Source organism: Faecalibacterium prausnitzii, from assembly GCF_003324185.1.
Lineage (GTDB): Bacteria > Bacillota > Clostridia > Oscillospirales > Ruminococcaceae > Faecalibacterium > Faecalibacterium prausnitzii.
Window position 1 is genome coordinate 1 of the sequence record NZ_PXUP01000008.1, and the last position, 13,012, is coordinate 13,012.

General features: G+C 51.9%; 14 protein-coding genes. 3 read left to right on the top strand and 11 right to left on the bottom strand.

Annotated features, from left to right (window positions below):
• The 4 genes from C7J97_RS06525 to C7J97_RS06545 all read right to left on the bottom strand — a co-directional run.
• Positions 1-1,145 (bottom strand): Y-family DNA polymerase (locus C7J97_RS06525; RefSeq protein WP_113992356.1); only part of this gene is annotated, 1,145 nt, incomplete at its 3' end.
• Positions 1,146-1,315: 170 nt separating this feature from the next.
• Complete coding sequence (locus C7J97_RS06535) at positions 1,316-3,370, bottom strand: TIM-barrel domain-containing protein (protein WP_113992358.1); 2,055 nt, start codon at positions 3,368-3,370, stop codon at positions 1,316-1,318.
• Between the two features lie 151 nt (positions 3,371-3,521).
• Positions 3,522-4,577: a hypothetical protein gene (locus C7J97_RS06540; protein ID WP_113992359.1), complete on the bottom strand. Its 1,056-nt coding sequence runs from the start codon at positions 4,575-4,577 to the stop codon at positions 3,522-3,524.
• Between the two features lie 145 nt (positions 4,578-4,722).
• Entirely contained in the window at positions 4,723-5,538 is an 816-nt protein-coding gene (locus tag C7J97_RS06545; protein WP_113992360.1) for an alpha/beta fold hydrolase, read from the bottom strand.
• A gap of 150 nt (positions 5,539-5,688) precedes the next feature.
• Here C7J97_RS06545 and C7J97_RS06550 point away from each other — a divergent pair, with 150 nt between their 5' ends.
• Positions 5,689-6,192 carry a sigma-70 family RNA polymerase sigma factor gene (locus tag C7J97_RS06550; RefSeq protein ID WP_242983453.1) on the top strand — a complete coding sequence of 168 codons (504 nt, stop codon included), beginning with the start codon at positions 5,689-5,691 and terminating at the stop codon, positions 6,190-6,192.
• A gap of 2 nt (positions 6,193-6,194) precedes the next feature.
• Complete coding sequence (locus C7J97_RS06555) at positions 6,195-6,674, top strand: helix-turn-helix domain-containing protein (protein ID WP_242983454.1); 480 nt, start codon at positions 6,195-6,197, stop codon at positions 6,672-6,674.
• 122 nt (positions 6,675-6,796) lie between these two features.
• On the opposite strand, the gene C7J97_RS06560 is transcribed toward C7J97_RS06555, so the two are convergent.
• The 4 genes from C7J97_RS06560 to C7J97_RS06575 all read right to left on the bottom strand — a co-directional run bounded on the left by C7J97_RS06560 (position 6,797) and on the right by C7J97_RS06575 (position 9,652).
• The gene (locus tag C7J97_RS06560; RefSeq protein WP_113992363.1) at positions 6,797-7,882 is read right to left on the bottom strand and encodes a HipA domain-containing protein; all 1,086 of its coding nucleotides are present in this window, start codon (positions 7,880-7,882) and stop codon (positions 6,797-6,799) included.
• Between the two features lie 263 nt (positions 7,883-8,145).
• Positions 8,146-8,358: a hypothetical protein gene (locus C7J97_RS06565; protein ID WP_242983455.1), complete on the bottom strand. Its 213-nt coding sequence runs from the start codon at positions 8,356-8,358 to the stop codon at positions 8,146-8,148.
• An 84-nt stretch (positions 8,359-8,442) separates the two neighbouring features.
• Positions 8,443-8,826 carry a type II toxin-antitoxin system PemK/MazF family toxin gene (locus C7J97_RS06570; protein ID WP_097785024.1) on the bottom strand — a complete coding sequence of 128 codons (384 nt, stop codon included), beginning with the start codon at positions 8,824-8,826 and terminating at the stop codon, positions 8,443-8,445.
• A gap of 85 nt (positions 8,827-8,911) precedes the next feature.
• Positions 8,912-9,652, bottom strand: a complete 741-nt coding sequence (locus C7J97_RS06575; protein ID WP_113992364.1) for a DUF6551 family protein — start codon at positions 9,650-9,652, stop codon at positions 8,912-8,914.
• A 1,066-nt stretch (positions 9,653-10,718) separates the two neighbouring features.
• Here C7J97_RS06575 and C7J97_RS06585 point away from each other — a divergent pair.
• On the top strand, positions 10,719-11,375 hold the full coding sequence (locus C7J97_RS06585) for an HD domain-containing protein (RefSeq protein WP_113992366.1): 657 nt from the start codon (positions 10,719-10,721) through the stop codon (positions 11,373-11,375).
• A 169-nt stretch (positions 11,376-11,544) separates the two neighbouring features.
• On the opposite strand, the gene C7J97_RS14990 is transcribed toward C7J97_RS06585, so the two are convergent.
• The 3 genes from C7J97_RS14990 to C7J97_RS06595 all read right to left on the bottom strand — a co-directional run bounded on the left by C7J97_RS14990 (position 11,545) and on the right by C7J97_RS06595 (position 13,011).
• Entirely contained in the window at positions 11,545-11,721 is a 177-nt protein-coding gene (locus tag C7J97_RS14990; RefSeq protein WP_170126645.1) for a hypothetical protein, read from the bottom strand.
• Between the two features lie 150 nt (positions 11,722-11,871).
• Entirely contained in the window at positions 11,872-12,261 is a 390-nt protein-coding gene (locus C7J97_RS06590; RefSeq protein ID WP_242983456.1) for a hypothetical protein, read from the bottom strand.
• A 147-nt stretch (positions 12,262-12,408) separates the two neighbouring features.
• Entirely contained in the window at positions 12,409-13,011 is a 603-nt protein-coding gene (locus tag C7J97_RS06595) for an L-2-amino-thiazoline-4-carboxylic acid hydrolase (protein WP_113992367.1), read from the bottom strand.
• Between the last annotated feature and the right edge of the window lies 1 nt (position 13,012).

Below are 13,012 nucleotides of genomic sequence, written 5' to 3' on the forward strand. Positions count from 1 at the left end.
TTGGGGATGACTCTGCCGTAGCGGTCGGTCTGGGTCAGACCACGGTAGCCGCCCTTGTCCACGTTCTCCCGGTCGTATCCGATTTCCAAGGTGATGGACTCCGTCACCAGCTTCTTTTCGGTGAGCCGGAACATCAGAATTTCCGCCATCTCCCGGACGATGAGCTTTGCTTTATCGTTGGGGTAAGGGCAGGTCAGCACCTGTCCCTCACTGATGCTGTTGGTGCTGGGCTTGTAGCTTTTGATCTCGGCCATACCGCAGGGCTCGTAACCCCATGCGTGGTCAATGAGAATTTCCGCATCCACGCCAAAAATTTCATACAGTCGATCTTCTCCGTGGATGGAAAACCGTGCCAAGTCCCCCATGGTGTAGATGCCGTGGGCTTCCAGTCGCTTGACGGTGCCGGGACCGGTCATCCAGAAATCCGTCAGCGGGCGATGGTTCCACAGCAGATACCGGTAGGACTGCTCGTCCAACTTCGCAATGCGGACACCATCTTTGTCTGCCGGGATGTGCTTTGCCACAATGTCCATGGCCAGCTTTGCAAGGTAGAGGTTGGTGCCGATGCCTGCCGTTGCGGTGATGCCGGTGTTGTACAGCACCTCCCGCACCATGGTCATGGCAAGCTCATGGGCGCTCATGTGATAATAGGGCAGATATCCCGTCACATCAATGAAAACCTCGTCAATGGAGTAGGGGTAGATATCCGCCGGGGACACATATTTGAGGTAGGTCTTGTAGATTTGGGTGGACACATCCAGATACCGCTGCATCCGGGGCGGCGCAACAATGTAACTCAACCCCAGTGCAGGGTCTGCATTCAGGGCATTGGCATCGAAAGAGGTGCTGGCAAAGTGGTATTTTCCATCCTCTCCCCGGACTGCCTTTTTCTGCCGGATAGCGGTCTGCAGCCGCTGGGCGTTGACCTCTTTCACCCGCTGAACGGCTTCAAACAGCCGTGCTCTGCCGGGTATCTTGTAGGCTTTCAGGGAGGGCGACACCGCAAGGCAGATGGTCTTTTCGGTGCGGGAGGCGTCTGCCACCACCAGATTCGTGGTCAGAGGGTCCAGATGGCGGTCTACGCACTCCACCGAGGCATAGAAACTTTTCAGGTCGATTGCCAGATAGGTGCGCTGCGCTGCCATGATTCAGCCCTCCTTTGTAAAAGTCACAACTATTTATCTTATTATAATAAATCTTTACGCTGTTTTCAAGATGGAACGCTATTTTATCTGTGATACAGACAACAAAAAAGAGTGGCAGCATTTCAAGCTGAAACGCTGCCACTCTGTAGGAACTGCGTAATGACTGACGATTATCCTTCTACTTTGACCGTAGCACGATCACTCTTTGCGTTTCCATCCGCATCCAGCGTGATATGCACAAAATGTTCCGGCTTATCATAATCCTTTGTCTCGCCGTCATCGGTATAGTATTCATAGGATGCACCATCGGGAGCATAGGCAAGCAGGCGCAGATCTGCAAAATCCACATCGGCAACGCTCTGGATCTTTTTGCCGTCCTTGGCAAGGGGCAGAAGGTGTCCCTTGCGCATAAAGAACACCACTTCATCCAGCTCCACCGGAATGTAATGATGGCCTGCTGGCAGCACACTGGTTTCGATGCGGTTGCTTTCGCTGTACTTTACCCGCACCTGCAGCATCTCCTCCGGCAGATAAACATAACGACCTCGGGCATTTTGCTCATATACCGGGGCGATCAACAGGCTTTCACCGATCATCACCTCATCCTCTACCTGGCGGGCAAAGTCATCCTCCGGGAAGGCGAACGCCAACGGCATACAGTACATGCCGTCGTGCAGGGCAGCCTTCATGTACTCGCTGTAAATGTAGGGCAGCAGCAGGTAGCGCAGCTGTAAAATACCGGCAAAGGCAGCCTTGTTTTTAAAGCGGTAGGGCTCCTGCCGGCGGGTGTCCTTGGCAGAGTGGTTCCGCAGCAGCGGAGAGAAGATGCCCAAGCCGTACCAGCGCAGCACCAGATCCTCCGTGGTATTGCTGCCAAAGCCGCCAATGTCAGGGCCTTCGTACAGGAAGCCGCACATATTCAGGGAGGGCATCATGCGCAGCGCAAGCAGAATGTGGCTCCACCAAGAATGGTTGTCGCCAGTCCAGATGCCGCCATACCGGTGCATCCCGATGCAGGCAGAACGGGAGTATATCAAAATGCGCTTGTCCGGCTCCAGCCGCTCAAAAGCCTCGCCTGCAGCGCGGGTCATGTTATAACCAAAAAGATTATGTACCTTGTCGTGCCGCATACGCCCCTGCTTGGTGTTATGGTAGAACGTCTTATAATCGTTTTCGTTGTTGGAAAGCTCTGCCACCATGCCGGTAAAAGCAGCAAAGCTGGAAATATCCAGGTTTTGCTTGTCGTATTCCCCAATTTTAGCAAAGGTCTTTTTCAGTCTTTCCTCTGCGTAGAAGATAGCAGGCTCGTTCATATCATTCCAGAAGCCCTCGATCCCCTGATCCAGCAGAACTTTATATTGACTGCCAAACCAAGCACGGGCTTCCGGGTTGAGCATATCGGGGAAGTGTACCCGTCCCGGCCACACACCGGCTACAAAGGGGGTGCCATCCTGATTCGTGCAGAAGTAGCCGTTTTTCACGCCCTCCTCGTACACATCATATCCCTCTTCGATTTTGACTCCTGCATCGATGATGGGGACAAGACGGATGCCCTGCGCTTTCATCTCGGCGGCAAAGTCTGCAAAATGCGGGAAACGCTGCGCATCCACCGTAAAGTCCTTGTAATGCTCCATGTAATCAATATCCAAAACCACAGCGTCCAGCGGCATATTATTGGCACGGTAATTTGCCACCACCTCGCGGACCTCGTCCTCGTTCATGTAGCTCCAGCGGCTCTGAGCGTTGCCAAAAGCCCATTTGGGCGGAATATAACTGCGCCCCACCAACTGGCGGAACTGGTGCACAATATCGGTCAGGCTTTCGCCCTCAATGATGTAGAGATCGTAATTTTCCTCGGCCACCGTGATGCGTAAGGTATCTAGGTCGGTGTAGCCGCAGTCAAAGGTGACCTTGCCCGGGTAGTCGATAAAAAAGCCAAATGTATCCTTGCCGGACACGATCATAAAATTATAAGCACCGTACAGCGAGGATTTGCCCTCGGTATGGTTGCCGTCATCGGAGCATTTGCTTTCGTACACCCACCCGCGCTTGTTGATACCACGGACGTTCTCGCCAAGACCATACAGGACATCCTGCGGCTCCATGGCATAGGAGAAACCATCCGGCTCCTTGGTCAGATAGGGTATCGTTTCCATCATGGGCAAAAAAGAACCCACTACACTTTCGGTATCAAACGGTTGTCCGTATCGCTTTTTGTAGATCATAGTAAAACATTTCTCCTCTGTTTTTTGAATCGTCACAGTGTAAAACGTACCAACGTATTTTTGATGAACAATTAAGGAACTCTGACATTGGCTGGAGCAATTGGGGCTTCAGCCTTATTTTCAACCCAATCGCTGCGGTTGTGCAGCTATTTCAATACAAGATCCTTGAAACGTGATGTTCCTGTTTACCCAGATACAGCTCCACGATCATTCGTCCGTTTTCGGTATTGCAGAGGTCCTCTTTGCAATAGCCGCAGAGCTTTCCGTCTGCCTGTGCCACATAGCGGCGCAGCGGCTGTTGGAGTTCCTGTGGGATGCTGCTCCACGGGATCACATAGCTCATGCCGGTGTCCCCCACATCCACGATGCAAGCCCGGTCGCTGTCCTCCTCCGATAAAATCAGCTCTACCTGAAACACATCCGCAAAGGGTGCGCCCTGATACTGGGCTTTTTCCCGCCTGCGCTGGGTACGCAGGTCAGACAGGGCGGCGTCCAGCTCCGCCTCCGGCACATCGGTCTGGTACAGCAGAATGTGCAGCTGCTGCTCTGCCGCCTCGCTCCCTTGCTCCCTGTCGGGCTGCAGGGTCACGTCTGCATGAATGGCGCAGACCTGCTCCTGCAGCTCGGTGCGCAGCCGTGCAAGCATCTGCTGATGCTCCGCCTCCACCTCCTGCGGTGTTTTTGGCTCCGGGGCAGATAGGTTTTCGGTATCCGGCACAGCGTCCGGCAAGGACTTTTCTGCCGCAGAGGCAGGTTTCACCGTTGTTTCACGGGGCGGCTTTGCCTCCGCAGCAGGGACTTTCAGCCTATCTGCCGTGGATGCCGATGCGGTCTTTGCCGCCGTTTTCGGTGCAGACGGAGGCGACCGCTGCTTTTTGGGCTGCGCTGCATCTGCGGCTTTCGGGGCAGCTTTTGCAGATTCAGAGGGATTGCTTCTTGTGCCGGAATCGTAGGACGGTCGGAACTCGTTCCCGGTGCGGCGGTAGTACCGCTTGCCCACCTGTTCCCGGCTTTTCTTCACACCATCGTAGATCCACGCAAAGATCATGTACCGGGTAAGCGTGTCCCAAAAACTGTTGCGCCGACAGCGCCCCTTGCGGTTTTTATGACGGCGGCCGGAGTTGTGGTACGCCAGCGACATGGTTTCAAAGACCAGAAAGCCGCACACAAAGCCCATGCCGGCAAACAGCTTTTTCCAGAAGTTCATTCCTCGCACCTCCCGAAGTGTGTTTTGCGGTGAGCTTTTCTAATCACAAGTCAAGAAATTAGTGCAACATTCAAACAGCATATTTGCGATACGCAATTCAACGCTGTTGCTGCTGTATTAAAAAGTTGAATTGCTAAGTTTCCTGTTATAAAATATTTGCAGCAAATTCATCTATCAGCCGATTCACCTGTTCGGGTTTGTCTGTATTGGAATTATGCCCTGCTCCTTCGATCCACGTCAATGGGATTTTCGTATTGCGATGCCATGCTTTGTTGTACCGTATACACGAACCTGCGTGATCTTGCGTGCCGCATATCAGCAACGCCGGACATTTGATCTCATACGGCAGATTCTTTTCTATGGCCGCTGCCAAAATACGAAAACCATGTCCGGCAATTTGTGCATAGCGTTTCTGGTTTCCGTCATAAGTCAGCATCATTTCACGCATGAGATTTCTACCGTAATCAGACGTAGCAACGCCTTCCGACCCCGATTTCAGGAGCCATTTCCACGGATAGTGAGCATATACCGGTTCCATCCGTTTCAAAAGCCAAATTTCAACTGCCGTCACATAGCTTCGTTGCAGCGGTGCAGAGTCAATGGAGACAAAACCCGTCATTTTGTCTGGGTAAAGCTGTGCATAAGCCTGTCCCACATATCCACCCATGGACTGCCCGACAATGACAGGCTTTGTGATTCCTTCTTGGTTTAAGATATCGTTCAGCCATTTTGCCTTATCGAACAGATCAAAATCAAACCGAAACGGCCATGAGGAGCCGTGTGCCGGTGCATCCCAGACGATAACATTATACCTGTTCTCGAAATACTGAATCTGCTTATCAAACAATCTATGATCCGCAGTCAACCCCGGCAGAAAAACAAGAGTAATTGTATCCGGGTTTGACACACTTACCCAATACCGAATCGTTCCGCACCGAGTTTGACAAGTCTTTTCTTTCATCAGGCTCCCCTCCACAAATTACAAGTTATCCCCTTCAGTATACCACGCTTTTCCCCTGCAGAAAAGCTGCTGCACACAAAAGGCTTCTCCGGCAACTATCCGCGCCCCGGCTCATACAATCTAACAACTATGTACCGGGAGGGATATCGTGTGCTGCTGACCTTACTACAATTTTTCGCCACAAAATTTCTGTTTCTGGCGCTCCATCTGGAAAGCGGCTGCTTTCCGCGTCCGCTCACAGCCCGGGAAGAGGCCGCCGCTTTCAGCGCCCTGCACGCCGGAGATGCCGCCGCCCGGGAAAAGCTGATCCGCCACAATCTGCGGCTGGTGGCGCACATCGTAAAAAAATATTACGCCCTGCCGGGTGATCAAGAGGATCTTGTTTCCATCGGCACCATCGGGCTGATGAAAGCGGTAGATACCTTTGATGCCACACGCAAGGCGCGGTTTTCCACTTATGCAAGCCGCTGCATTGAAAATGCTATCCTCTCCCCAGCGCACTTTGGGATGGAAAAGAGAATCCACCTCTTTCACGCAATGACGCATCTACGTCAAAATGGATTTTTTGGAGCCGAGAGAACGGTTCCTTTTTTCTGCTTCAGAGGGTGTCATGTGAGGGTTGTGGTCTACCCCCTCTATACATCTTGCAGGTAAGTTTGGCAGGCCCCCGCACTACCGTAGAGGCGCAGGCGTTCTACCGTATGTACCATTCTTACGCCGACATCCCGAACCCATGGGACCGTCTGCGTTGGTGCCGCTATGGTCTTGACCTGCTGCAAAAAGAGGTTGCTGCCATGGTGGGCATGGAGGAATGGCTCTATCAGGATCTGGAAAGCGGCATATTTCACCGCAGCTTTACGCCGGAACTTGCGGACAAGCTCGCCGCCCTTTACGGTATCCCGGTGGAGGATATTCTGGACGACTACACCCTGTTTCTGCACCGGGGCGGCGGAGCCTTCCTCCGCAGATACCGGGAGGCAAAAGGCTGGAATCGCCAGCAGCTTGCCGACCATGCAAAGGTCAGTCGGACAAGCATCCGCTGCTGGGAAAATGGACAAAAGACCATCCGTCAGAAGTGCTTTTGCCATCTGGTGGAAAACCTTGGTTCCGATTTTCCATCTATGCTTCGCATGTGAGGTATGGTAATTTTTCTCCGGTCAAACGAAAAAGCCTGTCTGCAAGCCACGATATGTGGCAGCGCAGACGGGCTTTCGTTATGGAATCATTCTGTTTCAATTATTCTGATATTCGCTCTGACTTACATGGCGTTCCGTAAAACACGCAGTCGTTCTTCAAACGTTGCTTTCCATGCCGGATGCTCGGAGAATACGGTGTGCTCCACCTGACGGACTTGGTTCAGTCCGATGTTCCGCACCGCTTCCACTGCAGCATCTTTTTGGCTCAGATGGCGTTTTCCCACGGTCAGACAGTTTGCGCCTTCTGGCGTGTCGTACTGCTGAAACGCCCGGTTGAAGTCCATCAGGTCATGCAGACGGATGGGCTGATTGGTTTCGTTGTCTACCAGCAGACCCCAATTTTCCCAATGACGGTCGGTATTGCCCACCAGATAATCCAGAATGTTCATCATATAGTAGCCGGGAGCATCCAGCTCTAAGATCTTATCCAGCGTATTCCAATCACGGTTCGTGCAGTAGACGTCATAGGCTGCATAGGTCACAAGACTATATCGCTGAGATGTCATGATTTTGCTGATAGAAACCAGCTCATTTTCAAACATTCCCTGCTCATACAGTACCTGATGGCAGTCAAAGCACCGGCAGATTTTGCTTGCCAGCACTTCACGTTCCACCGCATCCCTGCCACCATCCTTGTAAAGATAGAAGCCATCCTCTTTTCGCACCCACGCCTTGGGGTACAAGCCGCCCGTAGACAGGTCATTTGCCAGAAGATGGGCGTTTATCACCGTCATTTGGTGCCCCCGCAGCGCAATATCCACAAGCGCATTGCTTAAGGAGTGTGCAAAAAGGTTGATATCCTCGAATCGAATCTTCTCGTTTTCTTCTTTCACCCAGAACACATCCAGCAAAGACAGACAATGGTAGGATAATGCAATCTGTGCTCGTTCCCTGTCCGTAACACTCTGAGATGCACCGATACTGTTCAGGATTTCCTTGGCGTAGGTGCGATCCAACGTCAACATCCGGGAGGCGCACCAATAGTAAAAGTTCGTTACATTATTGATGCGCTCGTCAAAATCATCCGATTCCACCAGAACCAGATCATAGGGCATGAAATCCTCGAGGCAGACCCTGCATTCCCCTGTCGTGCTGAGTTGTGCCACACAGCTTTCCCGGTGCATGATCTCGTAAAACATGGTTTTCATCCCTCCCTGCGTTCTGTGTCTTGCTCTGTATTTATATTACCTTCTTTTTTCACGGGACGCAAGAGCTTTTACTTTTCAAAAAGCTTTTTCTGCTGCTCCATCAGGACGGTTTCGATACGCTCTTTCAGCAAAAAAATGATTTTATTTTGTCAGCAAAATTCCAAAAACTTATGTAACACAAAAAGCCCCACGCTCAACGCTGCCTCTGAATCTGACCGTCTCTGGTCAGAGCAGAAAAACATATGTTGAGCGTGGGGCTTTGTTTATCGGCTCGGCTGCCAGCCGGGCTTTTGGTGTTCTTTGGGTTTGTAGGTTCCTTTGGTAGTATCGATCACCGCCTGCAGCAATTCGAGCTTCTGCCATGTGGGGCAGTTCAGACGGTCGATTTTTTCGATCACATAGTTGGCGTGGGCGGTTGCGACCCGTTTTCCGAGTTCGTCCCATCCCTCTTTCGTTTTGGGGTAATGTACCACCACTTCAATGGGGGCACTCTTTCACATGGCTCACTCACCTCCGATTACATCGCTATCACCTCATTTTTACGGGTTACTGGTTGTCCGCTATTCGCTGCGGTTTCCGCTCAGAACGTTCAGAGCCAGACTGACCAGCAAAGCCATATCAATGCGGAGCATTTCAGCCTTGCTGGCATAGCCCATAAAGCGTTCAATGCGGGATTTATCGATCGTGAAGATCTGCTCCAGAAGAATCATGGACGGTTCTTCAAAGGCCGGGTTGGAATCCACCAGCACATGGGTGGGCTGGTTTTTCTTCTTTTCCGTCCGGGTGGTAACAGTTGCAACGATCAATGTAGGCGAATGACGGTTTCCAATGTTGTTCTGCAGAACTACCACAGGGCGTTTCCCGCCCTGTTCCGAGCCGATATGCGGCTCCATGTCTGCATAGTAGATGTCCCCTCTGAGATATCTCCAATTGTTCGGTAACATAAAAATCAACCTCCTTTTTATGTAAGAAACAGCCGCCGCAGACGGATGCCACGACGGCTGTTGTTCAGGAGGTAAAACGAAATTGTCAGTTTTTCAGCGGCAGACTCATCTCACGGCTGGCACCGTTATAGATGCGAAGAATCTGCCGCATGTGGCGGTTTGCAGAACTGCCGGTGTCTTTCTGAGCCAGCTGCGTGATGGTTTTCGGGTGTGTCCTTGCCAGCTGCTGCACCAGCCGCTCCCGGCTGTACTCGCCCTCGTATACGGAGATGAAGCGGGCCACACCACGGATTACACCGGCAAGGTAGGAATCCACATTGCCCTTCCACGCCTCGTTGATGATGTGAAGCATCTCGACGTAACGCTCACAGCCATACTGCTTGTACAGTTCGTATGCCGTTTCGATGCAGTAGATTTTCCAAGGTGCCCGGATGCCGTCATAGGCAAATTCCACACCGGCATTCGACGTGATCCCCACAAAGTAAAGTGCATCCGGGTTTTCGGCCACCAGATTTGCACGAAGGCGTTCGCCCGCCGTCAGGCAGGTAGCATTGCCCGTCTGAATCGCAAACAGCGTTGCTTCGTCTTCTTTGGTAAGGCCATAGAAGACTTTGCAGCGAATCGTCACATCCTTGCCACCGTTACAGGTTCGACGTGCTTCTACCGTGTTCTGCCCATCCAGAATGTAGCCATTCCATGTGATGATGGGATTCAGAAGACGACCCTCGGCAATGATGTTCTGCTCAAGCTGCTGTTCTTCCTCAAACTGCAGCGGCGGAATTTTGCTTTGGAACTCCGGGTCAATTTTAAGCTGGCTCAGTTTCACGTCGGTTCTCCTTTCCGGTCATTTTCGATTTACGGACAATGGGCTGAACGTAGTAGTCAAACCCATATCGTGTCTGGCAATACGTGCAGACATCCTTGACGAGCTGCCTGGGGTCGGCTCTGCGAAGCCGGACGCCCTTTGCGTCCAAAAATGCCCCTCGGCAGACGGCGCACAAAGTTGTCAGGGTGGATTCATCCACCTTTTTTGTGGTCTTGCGGTTCATTTGCGTACTCCTTTTCGCTGATATATAAAAACGCCGTCCGTGGTTACCCTCGAACGGCGTTTGGAAAAGGTTTTGTATGGTTTCTCTTAATTTGCCCCCGGCACCCCTGAGAAAGGGAAACAATCAGGCGTTGGATTTGCACCACTCCATTGGCCTCTCGGCCACCCCGTCTTCTTTATGACCGGGCCGCGAATTACGGAAGTATCATTATCTGGAAATACCTGAAGCTGCATATTCAATTTTCAAGGTCCGCCCGGCTGCGGCTCCCGCTCCCTTTCGGAGGTGGGCCGCTGCCGTGACAATAGTGTATCGTACTTTCGAGCAAAAGTTTATGGACTCGTAGTCCAAGTCACCCACCCTCTTAGTCCATATATTGTATACAACAGTCCCAAAAAGCAAAAAAATCCCGCCTGAAAAGCAAAACCTTCGCTTTGCCCTCAGACGGGATGTCTTTCGACACGACTGTTATAAATTCAAAAAGCCATTGTCCAGCATTTCCGCGCTCAGGCTGCCCGCATCCGGGGTGCCTGTCATGATGCCGCACGCTCCGTGCGCTACCATTTCGCGGGCGCGCTGCCCGGCTTTTCCTGCCAGCTACGGTCCGCTGAGAAAGACAACGCCTTTTTCCCGGCTGGGGAAAGCATCCGGCTGCACACAGTCCGCAAAATGCGGCGGCACCAGCAGCAGCCATGGCCCGCCCAGCTGGATCTGCTGTAGCTGACGAAGGAAATGCGCATCGCCGGAAAATTGCATGGGTTTTACCGCAATTTGATTGCAACCGCCTTGAAATTATCTTACAATCATAAATACTTTCTTTTCACAAGAGAATCGAGGAACTAAAAAATGACATATAAAGATATCAAACACAACGAAGAAGTCAACGAACTGCTGAAAAAGGGCAACCAGAATCTGGGCCTGCTGGGCTATACCGACCACTCGCAGGCTCATTGCGTCCGGGTAGCAGAAACCGCTGCGCAGATCCTGAAAAAATTCGGTTATTCGGAACATGACATCGAGCTAGCCCGGATCGCAGGCTATATGCACGACATCGGAAATGCCATCAACCGGAACCGCCACGCCGAATACGGTGGGCTGCTGGCCAATGAGATTCTCAAACAATATGACCTAAGCATTCCGGACCGCATCACCATCGTGTCTGCCATTTCCAATCACGATGAATCTACCGGCGGAGCTGTGGACCCCATCTCGGCAGCCCTCATCATCGGTGATAAGACCGATGTGCGCCGCAGCCGCGTGCGGGAAAAACCGAAGGCAACCTTTGATATCCATGACCGGGTCAATTACGCGGTGACAGACCAAACTCTGAAAATCAACACCGAGAAAAAGGTCATCTCGCTGAATCTGCAGATCGACACCGACATTTGCAGCATGTACGAATATTTTGAGATTTTCCTGCAGCGGATGCTGATGTGCCGCGGGGCTGCCGATATGCTGGGAGCAACCTTCAAGTTGACGGCCAATGGGGCCAAAGTTCTTTAATGTGTAGCCATCTCCTTAAAGAACAGGAACCAGCCTTTACAATAAAAAACAAAAAGTCCCGCCTGAAAGTAAAGCTTTCACTTTCAGGCGGGATGTCTTTCAATATGACTGCTATGGCGGCATGCGTGACCATGAACTCTGCACAATGTCAATTCCTAGACAACTTTTTTCAAATACAGATCTTCAATGATGGTGGTTTCATCGTATGCAGCAACTGTGCAGGCGATCCCTGTTCTGCTACTACTCCATCTTTGAGCACCACAATCTTATCTGCACTGGAAACAGTGCGCATCCGGTGGGCGATGATGCACCAGCGAATCAGCTTTTTCGGTTTCTCCGTCTTCATCTTTTTTGCCTCCGATTGCAGTTCATGATTCTGCTTTTCATTTGGGCAATTTCCAACTTCTTAGAAAATCAAATGGACAATACCGCCGACAATTGCCGCTCCCGCAACCCAGATCAGCGCCAGTATGCTTCGCTTTTTCAGCACCTGCCTCTAGGTCTGCACGAACGGCGCATCTTCAAGCCCTGGCAGCACCCAAAACTGGCTGTGCCCGACCCATAGCTTGTCGATTACAACGCCGTCATAGATATTCATAACCTCAAGAAACAGCAGCGCCTGCCAATAGGCCTCACCAAAGGAGGAAGCCCCGTTCCACAAACCGATGATCAGCACAAGAGCAGCAAGCATCACGATAAAGAACGGTATCATAAAGCATTTTCGTTTCCGGTTCATCGTATTGCGGTCGATCAGTCCCAGTTCGATGGCGCGATCCTGCACCTCCTTGGGATAAAAGTACAGTCCGTTGACAGCACCACCGATCACAGCGATTTTTACCATTGCGGTAAACAGCAGACAATAAAGCAGCAGTTGCAGTACGATCATTGTTTTTCTCCTCTCAGTCTGCGTGCGAATCGGGCATATGCTCCCATTTCCTTCGTCTTCCATTGTGGTTCATACAAAACAAGAAAGTATGCCAGAAATACCATGTACCGAATCGTTTGATTTCCATACCAATCTGCCTCCCCGCTATTATCTGACCTTCATGCAAAAATCGCAGCGGTCATTTCCGCGCCCCAGCGTCATGCTTCTCTCCCAGATCAGCTTCGGATGCAGCCCGGTATAGCTGATGTCATCGCTGTCGCAAAAGCAGCGGCACAGCTCCGGGCAGCCGTATTCTGCGCAGGTGTCGTGATAGGGACACTTCATCATATCCACACGCCAGACGCCGTTACCGGTCTGCAGTTCTTTTGGGACAAAGCCCGCCGCCGGGCCGAAAACGCTCCGGGTGGATTTGACAAAAACGCCGGGAACAAGGCGGTAAAGCCCCGGTATGTGCAGCAGGGCGGCAAGCTGTTTGTGGCTTGTTCTCGCCAGCCGCTCCACATAGCCATGAACGGTTTGCAGTGCCTCCTCTTTCGGCATGACCCGCTGCAAGGTCTCGTAGGCCGCAACGCCCGGCAAGATTTGCCGTTTGAGGTGGTATTGCTTTTCCTTGCTTGCACCCGCGTTTTCAGCCAGCAGCGCATTCAGGCGCATATCAAAAGCGGCGTTCAGCTGCTTTGCCTGCGTGGGAAAGCGTTGCGCCGCAGTCTCCCGAAAGTCACGGGAAAGATAGGTTTCCTTCCTCTTCATC